The sequence below is a fragment of the Chitinophaga sancti genome (assembly GCF_034424315.1).
Classification (GTDB): Bacteria; Bacteroidota; Bacteroidia; order Chitinophagales; family Chitinophagaceae; genus Chitinophaga; species Chitinophaga sancti.
Genome location: NZ_CP139972.1, coordinates 2,968,280 through 2,987,780, shown reverse-complemented (window position 1 = coordinate 2,987,780; position 19,501 = coordinate 2,968,280). Strand labels below are relative to the sequence as shown.

The following is a 19,501-nucleotide window of genomic DNA, read 5'->3' as shown; positions in this document are numbered from 1 at the left end:
TTATGAAATGCGCTTATACAGGTTATATAGAAAAGGTGTTCCCCTGACAATTTTCCTGACTATATGAGACAGGTAAGGAGGATTGAACAGGTTGGTCACCGAATAATCATCAGCAGCATTGTCAATGTTTATGCTGGCCGGATGTACGATTTTTGGGATACTGCCATACACCATCTTTTTGAACCATGAGGGAGTAGCGCGGGTGTGAGTCGCTTCCTTTCCATAACCGATGTTTGTGATCAGGTTTGTATTGGGGGTAATAGCGTAACCATGATTGAACCACACACTCATAAACCATTGTATGTCCCATGTATCAATTCGGTTTAAGTAGATATTCTCAATATCAGTGAGGAACTGGCGGTTCATCCCTTTCCGGGAAATGTGTTGATACCGTTGAAGACTGAAGTCATAGTGTTGCCAGGCCCTGCGCCAGGTGGCCCATCCCCATATATGTGCGAACCGGGAAAAATAATAGGAGGCATTGCCTCTTACATGGCCCATCTGGTAGTTACTGCCGGCGATGTGCATCACGTGTTCGTCAAGCCTGTATCGTTCCAGCAGTGTGGTACAGAAAGTAAAGAATGTTGGATCCGGCATACAATCATCTTCCAGGATGATGCCTTCTTCTACCTGTTGAAAAAACCAGTTGATAGCGCTGCTCACCGCCGTGCCGCAACCCAGGTTTTCGTCTCTGAAGAGGGTGCTTACTTCGCAGGGCCAGTCTATGGCATTGAGCACTTGGGCCCTGGTGGTATGGCACAGGGTAGCTTCGCCGGGTTTACCGGGGCGTGGACCGTCTGCAGCAATGAACAGGCGCGCAGGTTGTTGAATTTTGATCTGTTCAAATACCTGCATTGTCTGGAACGGACGGTTGAAAATCAGAAATAGTACAGGTGATTCCAGCTTCATTATTTTATAGCTTCTAGTGATACTGCATTTTCAAATCTTGTTTTCTCTTCTACCAGTTTAAACATCGGATCCGGACAATCATTGAATGCACATGGTCTGACGGTACTGAAGCCCGCTTCGCGGAGGATATTCGACAGGGAGAGATGATCCCACATATAGAGATGTTCGCTGTTGCCCAGGGTGCTTGTCAGCAAACTTTTTAATCCACGCTGGCGTTGCTTTTTACCGAGCATTGTTTTTTCGAGGAACTTTGTGTTTGCAGTAATATCATGGTTGGACAGATCTGCTACATATTCCCTGGCGGCAGATTCCAGGTCCGGCAATACGCAGCGGAAATAACCACCGGGTTTTAAAATATGGTAGGTATTACGCACTGCCAGCAGGCAATCATCATATGAAAGATGCTCCAGTACATGGGAGCAATAGACGCCGTCGCAGGAGTTTTCAGCAATTCCAGGAAGTGATTTCAGGATATCGCCCTGCTGTACATCTTTTGGAAAGGTGACATGTAACCTGCTTTTCAGCAATTTGCCAACAATAGGCAGCTGTTGAATGCGGAGCGTGGGGCTCGCATCAAAATTGGTCCAGCCATCAGGTGCTGAATAGGGTCCACAACCATACTGTACATATAACTTGTTCATAGCGCTAATGACTTTTGATGTTCCTGAAAATGTAGGTATAATAGGTTTTGGCAAAGATGTCGTAACCCGCAGCCTGCATGAATTTGCCCAGCTCAGTATTATACATGTCTCCCAGCAGGAAAGGGTTGCTTTCAACCAGGATATAAGAAGGACGGTACTTCTGCCAGTTGTTGGACCGCAGCACATCCATATCCAGCCCTTCTGCGTCGATAGTTAGAAAGTCGATAGGCGTGCCGGCAGGCAGGTATTGATCCAGGATATCGCCCAGTGGCCAGGTTTCAACCTGTTTTTTCCCGATTACCCGGTATTTGGGATCCTGCGTGTATTCTTCCACCTTATCCGGCGAAAAGGTATTGAGTGCAGGATCATTAAAGATGTGATAGGTAAGGTGTTGCCTGTTAAGGGATACACCCATTTCCAGGTTTGTATCAAGGGGGCGGTACCTGTCAAACATCGCTTTAGAACCTGGATTGGGATCGATATTGATGCCTTTCCAGCGGTTCTTATAAAATATATAGGTATTGGATACACGAAAAGGATGGTGCGCACCTACATCTACATAAGTTCCGTTTCTCTTGTTATCAAAAATCCTTTTCAGGATCAGGTCTTCACCCTCCGAGCTGTATGCCGGGGCCAGGTACCTGATCTGAGGTGCTAACTTAGATCCCAACCGGGCTATTATTTTTTTTACTTGACTCATTTACTCAATGACTTTTGACGTAATACAGATAATAAGTTTTCAATAGAACTCTTCAACGCCAGCTGCAACTGCCAGATATCTGCAAGCGCCTTTCCCGGCTTAAGCATTTTTATCATAAACATTTTGCCCTGCCCCGTTTTATCAAGCATGATCAGGCAGGTGGCAACGGTTGTATAAGATATAACGGTAGCTATAGCGGCGGCTATTCCACCCAGTGAAGGAATCAGCAGCAGGTTGATGATCAGGTTGGCTGCAATTCCTGCAATGGTAGCATACAGGTTTGCATTGTAATTGCCTTCCACAATCTGGTATTGCATGATGGCTACGCATAAAAACACAGGTATATTTGCCCAGATATGGATGGAAAGGATAATGCCTGCATGCGGATACTGGCTTCCGTACAAGAGGCCTGTGAGCCTGCCGGAAGCAATGGTCATGACAACTGCAATCGCTGTACTGCCCCACATAGAAAGCCGGATCCATTTCTCTACATTTTCCAGATACCTGTCATGATTTGTTTGCCTTTTCCGGATCAGATTTGGCAGGATGGCAACGGCTATAACTGTTGGAATAGCATACCACAGTTCTGAAATGCGGGCTGCCGCAGCGTATTCTCCCAGCTGTTGCGGTGTGGTCAGGATATCCAGCATCAGTTGGTCAGACTTCATATATAGCAGTACAAGCACACCTGCAAAGAGAAGGGACCAGCTTTGTGAGAACAGGTAGCGGGCTTCCTGCATACGTATTTTAAATAATGAAGTGATGCCCTCATGCCAGCTATAATAGGCAAAGATGAGTAGATAAGTGATCAGCAGCTCAGCAAGCGATACCCACAGGATGACCATAAATGAAAGGTTCATTCTAACGCATGCGATCCTGATCAGGCAGAATAAAATAAACACAGTCACCTTTGGAATAATCACACGTTGTACCTGGTTGTGTGCCTGGTAGTAGTAATCAAAGACATCGAATGATTGCAGCAGGATATTCAGGGCGGTAATGGAGGTGCACCATATGTACAAAGGATTGTTTTGCCGGGTGAACCAGGTGATCCCGATACAGATGATACAGGATAAAATGCCTGCTACCACCCGCATGAATAATGCTGTTGAGATAATTTCATCCCTGCGTTCAGGCGCAGCAACGAGTTCTTTTACTACTATCTTGTCCAGGCCCAGCACGGCAATACCTCCAATAATGGCAGTAAGCGCGATGGAATAGTTCCAGATGCCAAATTCCACAGGGCCGATATAGCGTGCTATCATGGCCATGGTAATAAGACCAAAGAACAGCCGCGCCAGTTTATCTATCAGCAGCCAACCACTATTTTGCAGTATTTTATGCAAGACGATGTTTTAATTTTTTGAAAAATGCAAACCATCTTTTGGCTTTCAGGTTCTCCTGCGAATAGGAGTAATGATCGTAGTAATAGTTTGGATAGAAACTATTCTGTTCAATTCCATTGAAGATGATCCCTGTTTTATGAAAATGTCCTTCTTTGAGGCTTTCCGCAACCGCTTTCAGTTTGGATTTTAAAGTGAAGTTGTACCTTACCACAAACAGGCTGGCGTCGATGTAAGGTGCCAGGCTCTTGGCATCTGATACAATACCAATGGGGGCAGTATCAATAATGATATAGTCATAGCGTTCCTTCAACGTATTCAGCAGCGTACGCATCCTGTTCCCTTCAATCAGTTCAACCGGATTGGGTGGAATTGGCCCGGAAGAAATCAGGTGCAGATCTGTATTAGGTACCTTGCGTATGATTTCGTCTATCGATTTATTTTCCACGATATAATTGGTGATCCCAACATAATTGTCCAGCCCGAGGTACCTGGAGAGCTTGGGTTTACGGAGGTCAAGTTCCAGGAGGATCACTTTCCTTTTGTTTACCGTGAGTGAATTCCCGAGGTGAGCACTTAAGAAGGTTTTACCCTCACCTGAGATGCTGGAAGTGATCAGGATGGTAGTACTATCGGTATGTTCACTTAGCAGGTAGCGGAGGTTGGTACGCAGGTTGAAAATTTGCTCCAGCAGCACAGACCTGTTTTGTAATGACAGGTTTTTGGTAGTTTCTTCGTCATCCTGGTATATTTCAGCCATAAGGGGAAGTTCAAATAATTGTTCGATCTCAGTTTTGCTGAGGATCTTATTATTCAGGAAATATTTCAGGTAAATGTAAAGTGTGCTGAGTGCCAGGCCGATGGCCAGGAAACCTACAAAGGCCATTGTCTTTTTGGGTGATTCCGGTTTTTCCGGAATGAATGCAGGCGCAATGATCTTGTTGTCTGTCACATTACTTGCATAGGATACAGCGGCTTCTTCTTTCTTTTTCAACAGGTAGAGGTAGAGGCTTTCTTTTACTCCCTGTTGTCTTTTGATATTGATATATTCTCTTTCGTAAGCCGGGATGTTGGCAATTTTGGCCTGGATCTGGTTTACCTTTTGCTGCATCTGACTTTGTGCTACGCCTGCATTGCGTTTGTATCCCGAAATGTAGTTTTTAATTGTATTGCGTGCTTCTTCTATTTGTCCATCCAGGTTTTGAACGATCATACTGCTGGGTTGCAGGGAAAGAGACAGTTTGTTTTTTTCTTTCAGCAGTTCCTCATACCGGTTGATCATGGCAGTCAGTGTCTGGTCTACGGTGCCCAGCATGGGAGCGAAAGGATAGCTGGTGCCGGGAGCATTTAGATAGTTTTCTACCTGGTCAAAAATGGAGAGCTGCATGTTTGCATCGTTCAGTTTGATATCCGCATCTTTTACCTGCTCCAGGGCCAGTTTGCTGGTTCCTTCGATGTCGGTGATGCCCCGCTGAACTTTGAAGCGTTCTTCCTGTTTTTCAAGGTAACCCAGTTCATCACGCAGTGAGTCGATACGTACGGAGAGAAAATTGATGGTTTTCAGTGCCACCCTGTTCTTGTCGTCCAGCGTATAATCGTTGTAGGTTTCAAGTAATGCATTGATAAAGTGAGCCGCACGTGCAGCAACCGGATCTTCGTAGGTTACGAGTATTACAGTCGCATCTTTATTAACGAGGGCAGTACCGATATCATCCATTTTTTCATTGGCCAACTGGGCGATAGAATCTATCCGGATACGGTAGTCATTCATTGCGGGCAGATTGTTTCCTTTCCCGCTGTAGGTAATGATGAACTGATCGTTGCCTACGGTAAATGGTACGCCTGATTTTGCGGTAAATGCTTTGGTCTGATCATCTCCGTATTCCGCTTTTACTTTCAGCCCTGCATTAAAAGGGGTGACATCAAATACATAGTTGCCAATATTGGCTGTATCGGTAAGAATCGTGATGTTGAACGGTGAGTTTTCATATAGTTCTTCATTTCGTACCGTTTGTTTGCGGTAGTAACGAATATTGAAATGATTATTTCTGATTACTTTGGCAATCAGGATGGGTGACTTGATCACTTCCATTTCGTTCTCAATATTTTTTCCACTGTTGAAAAGGGAGAGGGATTTGAGCATATCCATTTCTTCACCGCCTCCTTTCTTTTCATCTTTCAGGTATAATTTAGCGCTGGACATATACCTTGGATTGGCATATTTCAGGTAGATGAATGCTCCCAATACGGAGAGCAGTGTAAGAATAAGATAGAGTGGCCAGTGAAATGCCAGTTTTTTCAACAGGTCATTAAGGTCTATTGCTGCCGGTTTACTGGTTGTTTCGTTTTTTGTGCTCATAACGGAAGGAATCATTTAATGGTAACGATAATTAGTGTTGTGATCAGTGACAGGGCTCCAATCATAGCCGGGATCAGTTGTACGAATTTTGATCCATTGAACACTTTATTTTTGCCGGGTCTTATATATACTACATCATTGTTACTCAGGTAATAGTAGGGGGATGATAATACTTTGCTTTCGCTCAGGTTGAGGGATACATATTTTTTCACACCGTCTACTTCCCTGATCACTGTGACGTCATCGCGCAGGGCTGTAATGTTCATATCGCCGGCCATACTGAGAGCATCCATTATCGAGACGCGCTCGGCTCCAATCTTAAAAGAGCCGGGGCGTGCTACATCCCCTAACACTGATATTTTGAAATTTGAAATTCGGGTAGATACAAAAGCATTGCGGATGCTTTTATCAAGTTCTGTGGTGATAATATTGTTGATCTCGGATGTTGTTTTGTCTTTTACATATATCCGGCCAGCCATTGGAAGGTTGACGTAACCTGCGCTATCTACCAGGTAGCCGGGATCTATACCATTGGCGCTGGTGGGAATAGCAGATACAGCAGCAGGATTCAGAATCTGGGAAATGTCTTTGTCAATAGTGGTCACAGTGATCTGTAATACATCCCCTGGCTGAACTTTAAGTGGCGGCAGCGGATGACCGGTTTCTTCACCCATTTGTTTCTGAATGTCATTTAAGTACGTTATTTTTTTTGTTTCGATGCAGCTGGATAAAAGGAGCAAACTGCCAATTAACAGTAAATGGATTCTGGATTTCATGTGTTATTTTGTTATGTCGTGCGTGTTTGTAGGTTGAATAGTTTACCCTTCAGGAATGATTGCAGCAGGCACAGTACTCTTCCTTTTTTTGATTAATTTTTGTCTTAAAGTCTGTTGCACAGGGAGCTCGAAATAGTAGTGGCCCAGTATACTAAGTGTGATCAGAACTATATAGAATATCAGTAAGGTGAGGGGAGACTGGAAGATGGTCTGGGGTAGGCCCAGTGCATTGACCAGTACTGCGCTTGCTACCATGAGGGGAAAGTGAATCAGGTACAGGCAATAGCTGGCATTCCCCAGCACCTGTGTCCATTTTGCCCTGATGCCACTTTTGATGGTTTCTGCCATGGCTAGTGCCAACACGGTTACAGGCGATACAATCGTTCTGAAAAAGGTATTGGTAGCGAGGTAAAAGATTTTTTCATTGTTGTCATCTGTCCAGGCTGGCAGTGCCTTGTGTGTGAAAGAGAAGAACAGTTGACGGGAAAATGAGAAATAATATTCCAGTAGAATATAGCACCATAGCAATGCTGCAGTAATGGCGACATTCCGGGTTAGTTTCCTTACATCCTTTTTAGTGCATAACCATGAATAGATATGGTATACAAGTGCTCCCAGGAAGAAGGAATAAATACCTTGTCCGATCATTGGGTAGAAGGCCTGGATAACAGCGCCGGCGATAACTATAAGTATTAGTAAACCTTTTTTATCATACTGCCTGCGCCAGGCGAGGAGGAAGAATAGCAGGTAGAGCAGCAGTTCTACTGATACGGACCATGACGGGCCGTTGAACCCATTGAGTGCCGGTGTCTTTTCAAAGCCCCAGCTGTGAATGACGAGCAGGTTGAGCAGGAAATGCCAGTAGTCGTTATTTTGTATAATAAAGGTGTGTCCTGACTGTTTAACCATCCACATTTGCAATGGAATTATTGCCAGGAGAGAAAGCACATGAACAGGGTATAAGCGTGTAAACCTGTAGGTGATAAAATAGTTAAAGTTGATAGTACCCTTTGCTATTTTTTCAGCATAAAACCAGAAGAAAATAAACCCTGACAACAGGAAGAAAAGGTCTACAGCATAAAATGCATGATGGTAAAGGATAGAGAATAAAGAATAGAGTGGTAAATGGAAATCCTCGAGGGGGGCTGTTTGCACAGTATAGTCCTTATAAAAGAAGAACTGCCAGTGGCATAATACGACAATAAGTGCCGCAAATCCCCTGATTGCATCCAGGCTAAAAAAGTATAACGTTGAGGGCTTATCCGAGGCCATGAAGGAAGATGATATGCAACAATAAAAAGCCTGTAATGGTCTTTGGACCATTATAAGAGTGGAGTTATTTCCAGTTTTTTATTGATTATAGCATTCTCAGACGAGGGCAAGTTAAATTAAAAATATCACTTGCACAAAATTGATGGAAAAAATCCGGTGCTGACCTGGACTGTGAATGTTGGCTATAATATGCTATGGTAGAGATTTTCAAGAATATGACTGTTAGGAAACAGGAACAAGTGCAATACTAAATACGGTATTTGTACATGTTATAAATAATTAAAAAATGAACAATAATTGTATTATTTATGTATTTATGTTGGGAAAAAATTCTGGATGTAGCCTCGAAAATAAATTGACCCGCAATAGATGAAAAGCATTAAAAAGTTGTTCAATGTTATGCAGCACTATTTGTATAACATCAGAAAATCTCAACAAACCGATATTCTGTTATTAGGTGCATTGTTAGCAAGACAAAATAAAGCGTTACCCCTTTTGGATAATTTAGCGGACGCTGAATTCAAAGTATTTAGCCAGGCAGGAGATGATGGGATCATACAATACCTGATTCATAAAGTTCAGATTGCCCGGAAAATATTTATTGAATTTGGGGTTGAGAATTATGTGGAATCGAACACCCGTTTTTTGTTAAGGCATGACAACTGGTCAGGGCTGGTCATAGATGGTTCGCGCAAGGCAATAGAATATATCAGGTCTGATGATATATTCTATCAGCATGACCTGCAGGCATTGGAAGCCTTTATTACCAAAGACAATATTAATGATCTTATATCATCGGCCGGGATCAGTGGAGAGGTTGGTTTGCTAAGTGTGGATATAGACGGTAATGACTATTGGGTATGGAAAGCGATAGATGTCGTACAACCTGTGATTGTGGTAGCAGAATATAATAGTGTATTTGGAAGGGATCGTGCCCTGACCGTTCCTTATAAATCAAACTTTATAAGGTCTGAAGCGCATTACAGCTACCTATATTTTGGTGCATCTTTAAAAGCACTATGTCTGCTGGCTGAGGAGAAGGGATATAGCCTCGTGGGATGTAATGCGGTCGGGAACAACGCATATTTTGTAAGAAAGGACCGGCTTGGTAAACTGAAGGCCTTGAGTGTGGAAGAAGGATATGTGGAATCTCAGTTCAGGGAGAGCAGGAACGCGCAGGGACAACTGAATTATCTGAGAGGTGCGCAGCGCTACGCCTGTATACAGGGGATGCCTGTTGTGAATGTGGCGACTGGCAATACAGAATTACTTTAATTAAAATGAACGTAAAAAATATCCTCTATGAATTCGGTATTCACAATATTAAAAAATGTTTATGTTTTTTTATTTGCCCGAAAAGCATTGTATCGATTTAACCTGCTGCTGTATAAATTAAGTATGCGGGGAATTGGCATCATGAATTATGAAAACGATCGGGTGAGCGGAGAAGAATCCTTTGTGAAATACCTGAAGAAACATCATCATTTTGATGATGGGGCTATATTGGATGTAGGAGCAAATGTGGGAAATTATTCGGTGATGTTGCGCAGGCTGCAGGTGAGCCTGCCAATTTATGCATTCGAACCGCATCCAAGGGCTTTCAATAAATTGCAGGATGTAGCAGCTATACATCATTTTATACCGGTGAAACGCGGAGCAGGAGATAAGGTTGCGCAGGCAGTGATCTATGATTATGCAGGTAATGGCGGATCCGAGCATGCGAGTATGTATAAGGAAGTGATCACAGGTTTCAGAGAAAGTGATGCAGAGGAGGTTCCGATTGAGATCACTACGATTGATGAATTCGTAGCCGGGCATAAAATTGATAAAATCGTCTTGTTAAAAATCGATACAGAAGGGCATGAGCTGAGTGTATTGAGGGGTGCGATGCATAGCATCCGGCAAAGGAAGGTAAAAGTGATTCAACTCGAGTTCAACGAGATGAATGTGATTTCCCGCACATTCTTCAAGGATTTTATTGATTTGCTGCCTGACTATTTATTCTATCGTATGCTGCCGGATGGATTGATGCCCCTGGGCAATTATAATGCAGCTACCTTTGAAATTTTTGCATTTCAAAACATTGTAGCTATCCTGAAATGATGATGGAAGTTGGGGCTGACAAAAAAAGCAAAATGAAGGTGCTGAGAATTGCGTGGAAGCTATTTCGTCTCCATCACCCACCCGGGAGGGGGTACTTTTTTTAGTCAGCCCAACCTTTTTTATTTTTATTTACGTGCTTCGAGTGCGACAGCATTATTGAAGCGCCCTTCACTTTCCACAAGTTTAAACATTTCATCTTCACTATCATTAAATGTAGCAGGACGCACATACGAGAAGCCTGCACGGTACAATTCATTGGAAAGAGAAAGCGTGTCCCACATAAACAGATGGTCGCTGTTGCCGTATGTATTTTGTAACAGACCCTTAATTCCCCTGCGGCGATGTGTTTTGCCCAACCTTGTTTTTTGCAGAAACTTGGCGTTGGCTTCCTGGTCATGATTACTGAGGTCTTCTACATATTCGCGCGCAGCTTTTTCCAGGTCAGGAACCACGCAGCGGAAAATGCCACCGGGTTTAAGAATTTTGTAGGTATTACGCACTGCAATGAGAAAGTCCTCGTAAGTCAGGTGTTCCAAAACGTGGGAGCAGTATACGCCATCAGCAGTGTTTTCAGCGATACCAGGCAGGCCTCTGATAATGTCACCTTGTAGCACGTTGTCGGGAAAGGCGATATGCATTCGTTGCTTCAGCATATTGCCAATGAGGGGAAGTTGTTGTAAGCGGAGCGTGGGGGAGGCATCAAAGTTCTTCCAGCCCTGGGGCGATGACATGCCACAGCCATACTGTACATATAGATTACTCATTGTTGATGGGTTTTATGAATGAGAGAGGAATGTCCAGGCTAATGTGTCTTGGTACGGTTATATAGCAATATAATAAAAAAAAGTTGATTAGGAGATAGCGAAGATTTATGTCACTTTTCAAAATATTATATATAATAAATAAAATTATTTATTACCTTTGGTGAAATTAATTGTATCTGCGCAGAAAAACTGCGCACTTGTAGTGACATCTTTGTATCGTTAGATATTTGGTCCTGGTCAATTGTAACTTACTTCCCACTTGAAAACAGTTACAAAATTCCGGACCTTTCTTTTTAATACAATCAGCATGGAACAGGTTAAAGCATTGTTGAAAGTAGCCTTACGCCAACAGGCGCTATATATACCCAAATTAAAACGTCCTTTTACACATCAACCTGTAGATGAAGAGAACTTCTCTTTTGTTGCAGAATTAGTCAACCTGGGATACCTGGTGTCAGAAGAATTGTTGTATGCACTCAGAATGATGAATGTGGACGACAGGGAACTGGCGCTGGACAATATCAGTGAAGCAAAGGGCCTGGAGAAGGGCTGGACGCCTTTAATAAGGAACTGGCAGACACCTGTGCATGTAACAACAGCTGACTACATCGTGACCTCATTCGCCAACTATTTTAAGAATAGCGATGAAGTGACCTTACCATGTGGTCATTATATTCCGGAAGGTACTTTCCCTCTGGAGCGTTATAATGGTTGTCCATTTTGCGCTACTCCTTTCGAATTTGAAAAACTTACTTTAAAAAATCAGGCGGGCAAAAGAGCCATTTTACGGTGCTGGACACTGGACGATGTGCATCAGTATTATAACAACCTGCTGTTATCCAGGACACCGCTGGATGCAACACAGGCAGATAGTCTGAAGATCCTGATGTCGTTCTTCCCCTTACCGGATGTTAAGCCGGCTATGAAGGAAACTTTGATGCTGGTGATAGATAACCTGGTGGAAAGAAACGACCAGGAAAAGGCACAGGTTTTTTTAACGTCTCCCAACGAAGTACTACGTTACTTATGGTATAAACATACAGGTTTTGCGCAGATCTTTGCACCTAAGACGATTATCAGCCGTCACGGAAAAAATCACCAGCATGTAAGACCGCAATCGTCTACAGCAGCTGTAGCACGTATTTTTTCCAGGGCTTCCCTTGCATTGTACTATGATCGTAAAACAGGACGTATGGTTGCCGAATGGCTGAACGTCATGGAAGGACCGGTAGAAAAACTGTGTGAAGAAATGCACCCTAAAAGAGGGATGTGGGTAAGGTTTATCAGGGCCTTGCGTCTATCTGAATTCAGCAGACGTACAGGATTTGAGAAACTGCGTGAACTGCTGGATGTATTTTACAATGAAAGATATGAGGTATATAATGGGCAGGTACAACATTTCCGCCTGCGCAAAGAAGCGCATACAACGCTGAAATTATTACAACAGAGACCAGGTTTATTTGCCCGTTCCCTGTTTGCAAATATGCTGTGGTTTGGACACGAAATCGTACTGGATGCTTTTGCAGAAGTGATCAATAAAGTACCTGCACGATTAGTGTTTACACTCAATATGTATGCAGAGGATTATTTCAATAAAGGGCTTTCCCGCACGGTGAAACCATTGGGTGGTGTGGCCAGATTAGTGACACCTAATAAGCTCTTACAGTTATTCAGCGATGAAGAACTAAAGCAGATGAAAGAAGGAGTGGAGGAATTAACCCTGAAGTTGATCAAAGGCCGTTTTGCAGGTGTGGCGAATGGGAATAAAACAATTTACATCGATCCACAGTTATTCAAAATGCCTTTATCAATCGGCGACCGCAGTGATTCTATCCAGGATCTGCCGGTGGCTCTCCAGGGAACCCGTTTCCCTGTAGCAGGAGATAAGGTACGCCTGTTTATGCAATGGGGAACAGGATTGCCAGCGCAGCACCTGGATATGGATCTGAGCTGTACCATTACCTATGATAAGGTCGTAGATAATTGCAGCTTCAGTAATATGTATCCTGTAGGATGTAAACATAGCGGTGATGTCATTCATATTCCAGACCGGGTTGGTACAGCAGAGTACATCGATATCGATCTGGCAGTATTGGCAGATGCCGGCGCACGATATGTGAGCTTTACATGCAATGCATACAGCAACGGAAGCATGTCTCCTAATATGGTCATTGGCTGGATGGACTCAGAAAATGAGATGACGATAACAACGGCAGGTGTTGCCTATGATCCATCCTGTGTGCAACACCAGGTACGGATTGGGAAAGGTCTCACCAAGGGATTGGTGTTTGGTGTGCTGGAACTTGCAAGCCGGGAAATTATCTGGCTGGAAATGCCTTTCCAGGGCCAGGTAGTAGGACAAATGAATTTTGATATGGTGCAGGCATTGCTGCGAAAACTGGAAAGCAAACTGAGCGTAGGGAACATGTTGCGCATGAAAGCAGCGGCACAGGAATTGCAGGAAGTAGCGCATCCATCAATGGCTGATGAAGCCTATACCGCGGTATGGGCAAAGGATGCAGCCGCAGTTACACAGTTGTTCATCGACTAATCAATAAAAGAAAAGAAAAGGGCAGCGGTAGTGGCTGCCCTTTTCACTTAAACTATCATGGCACTATTTCATGCCGTCGGATTTGGCTTTTTTCATTTTATCTTTCATCATTACTTTGCCATTCATATCCATCATCTCCCCGTCTTTCATCATCCACGTTTTACCGTCTTTATTTTTAACAGTACCGTCTGCCATTACCGTAGTACCATCACTCATGGTCATGGTTTGGGTCATTTCTGATTTCTGGCCAGCTTTCATTACCCACATTTTGCCTCCCTTCATGGCTACACAGTCTTTCATCTTATGCATACCATTATGATGATGCATGGAGGAATCAGACATGGGGGTCTGTGCAAAGGTTGCAATCGCTGTCATTAGCAGGAGAGAGGCGGACAAAATAAGTAGCTTTTTCATTGTTGAATTTTTTGAGATTACAGGTTTAAAACACAGCTATCTCAGCTGTATATATATAAAGGATTTCTGTGAATAGTATAACAGCTATGGTGCCAAAAAGTTTTTATTAACTGCGCACAAAGCTTGCGCACATGGGTTTGAATATTTGTATCATCAATTCAATTATACTAAATTGACGAATGTATGAACAAGATTAATGGCGCTGATTTAATGACAGCAGGTTTTAAACAAGGTAAAATATTAGGAGTGGCGCTGGATTTAATAGCTGCGCATTTAAGCGATATGGACCATGCAAGCCTTATTGCATTGATGAGTGACCTGCGATTAAGACCGGAGATGTACCTGGATCATCCTGTATTGGAAGATCTGGCAACGAAAATGATTGAAGAAGCAGTAGCGCCGGTAGATACAACGATTCCACTGAATGATAAGGCTGCAGACTACCAGATCTTTGGCAAAGCTGCTATTGATCCGGGAGCTATCAGACAAATGGATTTCGCGATGCGACTGCCAGTGGCGGTAGGTGGTGCTTTGATGCCTGATGCGCACCAGGGTTATGGCCTGCCTATCGGTGGGGTATTAGCTGCTAAAAATGCGGTGATTCCTTATGGGGTAGGTGTGGATATCGGGTGTAGAATGGCATTGTCCATTTATGATATTCCATATAAGGTGATGGATGAAGATAAACTGAAAAAGATCCTGGTAGATGAAACTAAATTTGGTGCAGGGCACGGTTTCCAGGGTAAGCATCGTGCGGCGCACGCCGTATTGGATAACGATGCATTTAACATGACTCCGTTCGTAAAGCAACTGAAAGATAAGGCCTGGTCACAGCTGGGGTCTTCTGGTGGTGGTAATCACTTCGTGGAATTTGGTGTGATTGAATTTGCGCAGCGAGACGAGGCCTTGAATATAAATGCAGGTAAATACCTGGCCCTGTTATCACACTCCGGTTCACGTGGTTTCGGTGCAACAGTAGCAGGTTATTATACAAGACTGGCAAAGGACTTGTGTAAACTGCCTAAAGATGCAGCAAACCTCGCCTGGCTGGATATGAACACCGCTGAAGGCCAGGAATACTGGATGGCAATGAACCTGGCCGGTGATTACGCGGCTGCCTGTCACCAGGTAATACACCGTAAGGTCGCAGCATTGGTAGGTGGCCAGCTGCTGGCAACAGTGGAGAACCACCATAATTTTGCATGGAAAGAACAACTGAATGGGGACGAAGTAATTGTGCATAGAAAAGGAGCAACACCAGCCGGTAAAGGTGTGATGGGGATCATTCCCGGTTCTATGGCGGCACCGGGATTCCTGGTACGCGGTAAGGGAGAAGAAGCTGCGATCAACTCAGCATCTCACGGTGCGGGTAGACAAATGAGCCGTAAAAAAGCTGAAAAGGAAATTTCGGGAGTGGATATGGCGGCAGTGCTGGCAGCGAATAATGTGACGCTGATTGGTGCAGGTCTGGACGAAGCGCCAATGGCTTATAAGGATATCCATACTGTCATGGCTGCACAGGAAGCGTTGGTAGATGTGGTAGCTAAGTTTTCTCCGAGAATAGTGAGAATGGCGGATGATGGAAGCAAGGAAGATTAGATAAAAAAGAGCCTGGATCAGAAGTAATTTGAAGGCATTGGGCATTTTATAAACATAAATGCTGTCCGCCAGGTCACCGAATTACATCCGGGAAATTTTACTCCTGATGCAGGCTCTTATAATTTATTAACTGTTGAAATTATTATAATCTCTTACCAGTGAATCAAAATCACTGTCCAGTGATTCCAGGTCATAACTTTCAAAATGACCTTTTTCACCTGCATCACGCATACGTTTTCTTGCATTCAGCAACAGCTTGTGGAAATCATCGTAGAAAGTATTGAAGCTATGATCTTCGTTTGCTTTCTTCGCATTATCGATATTGATCTGTGCATGTTCAGCCTGTGCTTTTTCCAGTGTCGCATACTGTTCTTTCGCTTTTGCTTCAATACCTGCATACTTTTCTTCACTACCCAGCAGATCGATGAATGCACGGATGCTGGTCATATCTTTCTTCATAGCGATGATGTAGTCTTTCAGCGGACTATCTTTCAGAATGACTTGTTCGCTTTCGTCAGCTACTACCTCTACTTTCTTTACGATAGAACTTTTCAGGCTATATAATTCAGCAATCTGGTTACGCAGGGTATCGATGATGGCGTATCCTTTTGCACCTTTATCATCTTTGTAATCTTCAGCGGTAATGTACTCATGCATACGGTTATTAGTTGCTTTCATCGTTTCAAAAAGCGCCTTGTACTGGGTAATACTATCTTTGAAGAATTTCTGGTCCTTATCACTCAGTTCTTTTACAGGCTCGTCGATCTTGACTTTCTGGTTGAACTTCTGGAAATCAGGCATAGAGAAGGGCTTGTTGATCGTGATGAAACGATATTTGTCATTCGGGTGCTTCAGCGCATCTTCAAGCTTTTCAGTGTTTTTTACAACGTCTTCGAGGTAGCTGTTATGTTTGTTCGACATATCAACAATCAGGTTCGTGTATTCAATAATGTGGCTGGCTTTTTCAGCTGAATTTTCGCTGTATTCGGTAGCACCGGGTTTCTTGCCGCTGGTATTGTTACAGGAAATGGTACCTACGAACATAGCAATGACAAAGAATGAACAGATAAATGTTCTCATGTAAGGGTATTTTTGGTTAAACAAATTCAATAAAGTACTGGTAGTTAATGCGGTAAATTGTCCCTCTTTCACAAACAGTGCTGCAAATATATATATAATAATTAATTATCAGAAGGGTTTACCTTCTTTAACAAATTCCCGCTTGATGCCATCCAGTACATCATTGGCATGTATTTCCAGTTTATCCTTATCATCGGTGTGCTTTTCAATGGCCTTCAGACAGGCATAGTGTACTACATTCAGAATGCTTCCCCCTGCCAGTTCAAAGCGTTTGATCATTTCCGGTACATCACCTCCTACAAATACAGATTGTTGTGGAAAGGTTCTGCGCCAGATCATGGCCCGCTCGTTGGCATCGGGAAAAGAGAATTTTAAGATCGCATTGAAGCGGCGTATAAATGCATCGTCTATATTATTCTTCATATTTGTAGCAAGGATGATCAGGCCGTTGTAGTCTTCAATGCGCTGCAGGAGATAAGATACTTCCTGGTTAGCGTATTTATCGTGGGCATCCCGCACATTCGTTCTTTTTCCAAACAGGGCATCTGCTTCGTCAAAGAAAAGGATCCAGCCTTTGTCTTCTGCACGGCTGAATAACAGTTCCAGGTTTTTTTCTGTTTCGCCAATGTATTTAGACACGATCATAGAGAGGTCTATCTTATACACTTCCTTACCTGTATATTTCCCCAACAGCCCTGCGGTGAAGGTTTTACCAGTACCGGGAGGGCCATAGAAAAGCGCCCTGTATCCTTTGCGCAGCCGTTTCTCCATATTCCACTTATTCATCAGCTGTGCGTTGAAGTTAACCCAGTTCATAAGTTCGTCGATCTGTGATCTCAGGTCATTGTTGATGATGAGGTCTTCCCATTCCAGTTCGGTCTTTACCTGCTTGGCAGGAAAGCTGCTGCTGAAATGCGGAGGTACCGGTTTACCATGGGTAAAGATATTGATGTGATCCTGCGATAGCAATAAACGTCCGCTCATGGTAGGTTCGCCGGAAGGCATTTCTTCCAGCCATAGTACTTTTGTACGGCTAAAGAAATGATCAGGCCAGAAGATCTGCGCTACTTCCGTACGTACATCCCAGTTATTACCGCCTAACAGGAAGAGGGCAGTTTCGCCGGTAGGCAGGAAGCCCCTGCTTTGCTTGCTGCGGGTACCACCTATCTGGGGGAAATCGCTTTTACCACTCAGGTGTTGTTGTATTTCGGTATCGTAAAAGTCAGGTTGTAAGTGCGGAATGAGCGCCATGAACAATAATAATTGTTCATGAGTGGTAAGGGAATGTGTGCTGATAAAATTTAGAAAGGGGTCGTCCTGTTCCATATCCACCGGAACAGAGATGAGATAGTCGTCATCGTCTGCATTTTCAATCACGGTTTTCATGCGATGACTGATGAGTTCAGATAGTACTTTGGCGTAAGCCTTTAATACCTGCATAATATTATTGCTTTTATCCGGTCGGGTCGGGTTTAAATTAAGTCAGTAAATGGTCCAATGGCATAAGCTCACAGGCCGTACATTTTTACCGCAACGCTATTTTTCGTCCTCGCAGGGGCAACGCTGAATATCTTTATCCAGCTTCATGCGGCCATCATTGGTAGGAGGCTCCTGTTCATCCTTTGGCGAAGAGAGTCGCTGAATGCTATTCCCCTCAAAAAATGAAGTGCTGGCCTGGGGCTGAAAGAAGCCACTATTAGAAGAATGATCCGGGGTGTTAACGCTGTTTTTACTGAATGCACTTTTCATATGGGGTGTATTTATATTAATACAATTTACTCAGCAGCTCCGTGGCGAGCCGGGCATAATCCTTTGCCCCATTGGCCTGCGGGTCATAGCTGAAAATATCTTTGCCTGCTTCCTGGGCCTTGGCCAGTTGCATATTGGTACGGATAACAGTACCGAATACACTGCCTTTGTATTTTTCCGTCAGTTCCTGTCTTACTTGTTGGTTCATTGTTTTCCTTTCATCAAAACGGGTGAGCACCATGCCCAGCAGATTCAGTTTTGGATTGAGTTTCTTTCGGATGTTCTGAAAGTGTTGCATGAAACTGTACACACCTTTCAATGGCAGAAACTCCGCTGGTAAGGGAATGAGCACATAGTCACTGCACACCAGTGCATTGACGGTAAGCATTCCGACAGCATGCGGACAATCAATGAGAATGAAATCGTACGCTGTGGCAATGGGTTGTACGAGCCAGGACAATACCTGCTCCCTGCCATACACACTCACCAGTTCCAGTTCGGCACCTGCCAGCTCAATAGAAGACGGAACGATATCTAAACCTTCTTTGATATTGATAATAGCATCTTTGATCTGACTACCTTCGCCTGACATTTCTCTTTTTAATTCAGTATACAGGTTTTGCGCTGGCGCTGCCGGCACACCTGCTGATTGCGAGAGATTCGCCTGCGGATCGGCATCCACTAATAATACTTTCTTCCCTGCTCTTGCCAGGGCAGCGCCGAGATTAATCGTGGTAGTGGTTTTGCCCGCGCCTCCCTTTTGGATGGCTATGGAAATAATTGGCATTAGTTAAGCTTTTCATTGTTGACAATGCGCTGAATTGTGTCAGTAAGGGTGGTGCCGGAGAACACGATATTGCTATACGCATTCGGTTCATAGCCTGCATCTTCCTCCCTGATGAAGAATACCTGTTGCCCTTTGTCAGGGCGCAGATCAAAACAATAAATAGTGCCTCCGCCATCGCCACCGAAAATGAGTGACTGGGGAATGTATTTATACAGGTCTTTTTCTTTGAACAGCGCCAGCACTTCGGCGACTGAATAAACAATGAAGGGCGTCTTTTTACCATACAAACTACCACCGTTGGAGAATAGTAATAATGCTTTATAGTCTTCAGGGATAGCCCCGAAAGCAGCTTCCAGTGATTCGATAGCGCTGGCGGCAGCCGGGTTTTGTGAATCCCATTCCTGTGTGCTGATCATGTTAATCAGTTCGTTGCTTGTACTCATGTGGTCTTGTT

Annotated in this window: 18 protein-coding genes; 4 read left to right on the top strand and 14 right to left on the bottom strand. The window is 43.8% G+C overall.

The window, feature by feature from the left end; all coding sequences use genetic code 11:
• From U0033_RS11460 to U0033_RS11430, 7 genes are read right to left on the bottom strand one after another with little or no spacing between them, the layout of a single operon-like run.
• The gene (locus U0033_RS11460) at positions 1 to 909 is read right to left on the bottom strand and encodes a hypothetical protein (protein ID WP_072356507.1); all 909 of its coding nucleotides are present in this window, start codon (positions 907 to 909) and stop codon (positions 1 to 3) included.
• Entirely contained in the window at positions 909 to 1,550 is a 642-nt protein-coding gene (locus U0033_RS11455; RefSeq protein ID WP_072356508.1) for a class I SAM-dependent methyltransferase, read from the bottom strand. The genes U0033_RS11460 and U0033_RS11455 overlap by 1 nt, the downstream gene beginning before the upstream one ends.
• Before the next feature lie 4 nt (positions 1,551 to 1,554).
• On the bottom strand, positions 1,555 to 2,250 hold the full coding sequence (locus U0033_RS11450) for an FkbM family methyltransferase (RefSeq protein WP_072356509.1): 696 nt from the start codon (positions 2,248 to 2,250) through the stop codon (positions 1,555 to 1,557).
• Positions 2,247 to 3,596, bottom strand: a complete 1,350-nt coding sequence (locus U0033_RS11445) for a flippase (protein WP_072356510.1) — start codon at positions 3,594 to 3,596, stop codon at positions 2,247 to 2,249. The genes U0033_RS11450 and U0033_RS11445 overlap by 4 nt, the downstream gene beginning before the upstream one ends.
• Positions 3,589 to 5,952 (bottom strand): GumC family protein, encoded by a 2,364-nt coding sequence (locus U0033_RS11440; RefSeq protein ID WP_177318511.1) that lies wholly within the window; start codon positions 5,950 to 5,952, stop codon positions 3,589 to 3,591. Before U0033_RS11440 ends, U0033_RS11445 begins: the two co-directional genes overlap by 8 nt.
• A gap of 11 nt (positions 5,953 to 5,963) precedes the next feature.
• Positions 5,964 to 6,728 carry a polysaccharide biosynthesis/export family protein gene (locus tag U0033_RS11435; protein ID WP_072356513.1) on the bottom strand — a complete coding sequence of 255 codons (765 nt, stop codon included), beginning with the start codon at positions 6,726 to 6,728 and terminating at the stop codon, positions 5,964 to 5,966.
• A 42-nt stretch (positions 6,729 to 6,770) separates the two neighbouring features.
• Positions 6,771 to 8,000 (bottom strand): acyltransferase family protein, encoded by a 1,230-nt coding sequence (locus tag U0033_RS11430; protein WP_072356516.1) that lies wholly within the window; start codon positions 7,998 to 8,000, stop codon positions 6,771 to 6,773.
• Positions 8,001 to 8,369: 369 nt separating this feature from the next.
• Between U0033_RS11430 and U0033_RS11425 the strand changes: the two genes are divergently transcribed.
• On the top strand, positions 8,370 to 9,275 hold the full coding sequence (locus tag U0033_RS11425; protein WP_072356519.1) for an NADH dehydrogenase: 906 nt from the start codon (positions 8,370 to 8,372) through the stop codon (positions 9,273 to 9,275).
• A 27-nt stretch (positions 9,276 to 9,302) separates the two neighbouring features.
• Positions 9,303 to 10,103 (top strand): FkbM family methyltransferase, encoded by an 801-nt coding sequence (locus U0033_RS11420; RefSeq protein WP_072356521.1) that lies wholly within the window; start codon positions 9,303 to 9,305, stop codon positions 10,101 to 10,103.
• A gap of 125 nt (positions 10,104 to 10,228) precedes the next feature.
• Here U0033_RS11420 and U0033_RS11415 read toward each other — a convergent pair whose 3' ends face one another.
• On the bottom strand, positions 10,229 to 10,867 hold the full coding sequence (locus U0033_RS11415) for a class I SAM-dependent methyltransferase (protein WP_072356524.1): 639 nt from the start codon (positions 10,865 to 10,867) through the stop codon (positions 10,229 to 10,231).
• A gap of 307 nt (positions 10,868 to 11,174) precedes the next feature.
• On the opposite strand from U0033_RS11415, the gene U0033_RS11410 reads away from it, so the two are divergent.
• A complete protein-coding gene (locus U0033_RS11410) occupies positions 11,175 to 13,418 on the top strand; it encodes a hypothetical protein (RefSeq protein WP_072356526.1) in 2,244 nt (747 codons plus the stop codon).
• A gap of 63 nt (positions 13,419 to 13,481) precedes the next feature.
• Here U0033_RS11410 and U0033_RS11405 read toward each other — a convergent pair whose 3' ends face one another.
• Positions 13,482 to 13,832, bottom strand: coding sequence for a DUF6799 domain-containing protein (locus U0033_RS11405; protein WP_072356529.1), 351 nt, complete (start codon positions 13,830 to 13,832; stop codon positions 13,482 to 13,484).
• A 183-nt stretch (positions 13,833 to 14,015) separates the two neighbouring features.
• Between U0033_RS11405 and U0033_RS11400 the strand changes: the two genes are divergently transcribed.
• Positions 14,016 to 15,431, top strand: coding sequence for an RtcB family protein (locus U0033_RS11400; protein WP_072356531.1), 1,416 nt, complete (start codon positions 14,016 to 14,018; stop codon positions 15,429 to 15,431).
• Between the two features lie 126 nt (positions 15,432 to 15,557).
• On the opposite strand, the gene U0033_RS11395 is transcribed toward U0033_RS11400, so the two are convergent.
• From U0033_RS11395 to U0033_RS11375, 5 genes are all read right to left on the bottom strand, one after another.
• Entirely contained in the window at positions 15,558 to 16,511 is a 954-nt protein-coding gene (locus tag U0033_RS11395; RefSeq protein ID WP_072356534.1) for a DUF3829 domain-containing protein, read from the bottom strand.
• 108 nt (positions 16,512 to 16,619) lie between these two features.
• The gene (locus tag U0033_RS11390; protein WP_072356536.1) at positions 16,620 to 17,951 is read right to left on the bottom strand and encodes an ATP-binding protein; all 1,332 of its coding nucleotides are present in this window, start codon (positions 17,949 to 17,951) and stop codon (positions 16,620 to 16,622) included.
• Positions 17,952 to 18,047: 96 nt separating this feature from the next.
• Positions 18,048 to 18,260: a hypothetical protein gene (locus U0033_RS11385; RefSeq protein ID WP_072356539.1), complete on the bottom strand. Its 213-nt coding sequence runs from the start codon at positions 18,258 to 18,260 to the stop codon at positions 18,048 to 18,050.
• A gap of 16 nt (positions 18,261 to 18,276) precedes the next feature.
• Positions 18,277 to 19,047 (bottom strand): ParA family protein, encoded by a 771-nt coding sequence (locus tag U0033_RS11380; protein ID WP_072356540.1) that lies wholly within the window; start codon positions 19,045 to 19,047, stop codon positions 18,277 to 18,279.
• Positions 19,047 to 19,490: an SMI1/KNR4 family protein gene (locus U0033_RS11375; protein ID WP_072356543.1), complete on the bottom strand. Its 444-nt coding sequence runs from the start codon at positions 19,488 to 19,490 to the stop codon at positions 19,047 to 19,049. The genes U0033_RS11380 and U0033_RS11375 overlap by 1 nt, the downstream gene beginning before the upstream one ends.
• Positions 19,491 to 19,501: the final 11 nt, after the last annotated feature.

Excerpts from the sequence above, each read along its gene's own strand:
- U0033_RS11460 (WP_072356507.1), bottom strand. The coding sequence starts at position 909 with ATGAAGCTGGAATCACCTGTACTATTTCTGATTTTCAACCGTCCGTTC.
- U0033_RS11455 (WP_072356508.1), bottom strand. The coding sequence starts at position 1,550 with ATGAACAAGTTATATGTACAGTATGGTTGTGGACCCTATTCAGCACCT.
- U0033_RS11450 (WP_072356509.1), bottom strand. The coding sequence starts at position 2,250 with ATGAGTCAAGTAAAAAAAATAATAGCCCGGTTGGGATCTAAGTTAGCA.
- U0033_RS11440 (WP_177318511.1), bottom strand. The coding sequence starts at position 5,952 with ATGAGCACAAAAAACGAAACAACCAGTAAACCGGCAGCAATAGACCTT.
- U0033_RS11435 (WP_072356513.1), bottom strand. The coding sequence starts at position 6,728 with ATGAAATCCAGAATCCATTTACTGTTAATTGGCAGTTTGCTCCTTTTA.
- U0033_RS11430 (WP_072356516.1), bottom strand. The coding sequence starts at position 8,000 with ATGGCCTCGGATAAGCCCTCAACGTTATACTTTTTTAGCCTGGATGCA.
- U0033_RS11425 (WP_072356519.1), top strand. The coding sequence starts at position 8,370 with ATGAAAAGCATTAAAAAGTTGTTCAATGTTATGCAGCACTATTTGTAT.
- U0033_RS11420 (WP_072356521.1), top strand. The coding sequence starts at position 9,303 with ATGAATTCGGTATTCACAATATTAAAAAATGTTTATGTTTTTTTATTT.
- U0033_RS11415 (WP_072356524.1), bottom strand. The coding sequence starts at position 10,867 with ATGAGTAATCTATATGTACAGTATGGCTGTGGCATGTCATCGCCCCAG.
- U0033_RS11410 (WP_072356526.1), top strand. The coding sequence starts at position 11,175 with ATGGAACAGGTTAAAGCATTGTTGAAAGTAGCCTTACGCCAACAGGCG.
- U0033_RS11405 (WP_072356529.1), bottom strand. The coding sequence starts at position 13,832 with ATGAAAAAGCTACTTATTTTGTCCGCCTCTCTCCTGCTAATGACAGCG.
- U0033_RS11400 (WP_072356531.1), top strand. The coding sequence starts at position 14,016 with ATGAACAAGATTAATGGCGCTGATTTAATGACAGCAGGTTTTAAACAA.
- U0033_RS11395 (WP_072356534.1), bottom strand. The coding sequence starts at position 16,511 with ATGAGAACATTTATCTGTTCATTCTTTGTCATTGCTATGTTCGTAGGT.
- U0033_RS11390 (WP_072356536.1), bottom strand. The coding sequence starts at position 17,951 with ATGCAGGTATTAAAGGCTTACGCCAAAGTACTATCTGAACTCATCAGT.
- U0033_RS11385 (WP_072356539.1), bottom strand. The coding sequence starts at position 18,260 with ATGAAAAGTGCATTCAGTAAAAACAGCGTTAACACCCCGGATCATTCT.
- U0033_RS11380 (WP_072356540.1), bottom strand. The coding sequence starts at position 19,047 with ATGCCAATTATTTCCATAGCCATCCAAAAGGGAGGCGCGGGCAAAACC.
- U0033_RS11375 (WP_072356543.1), bottom strand. The coding sequence starts at position 19,490 with ATGAGTACAAGCAACGAACTGATTAACATGATCAGCACACAGGAATGG.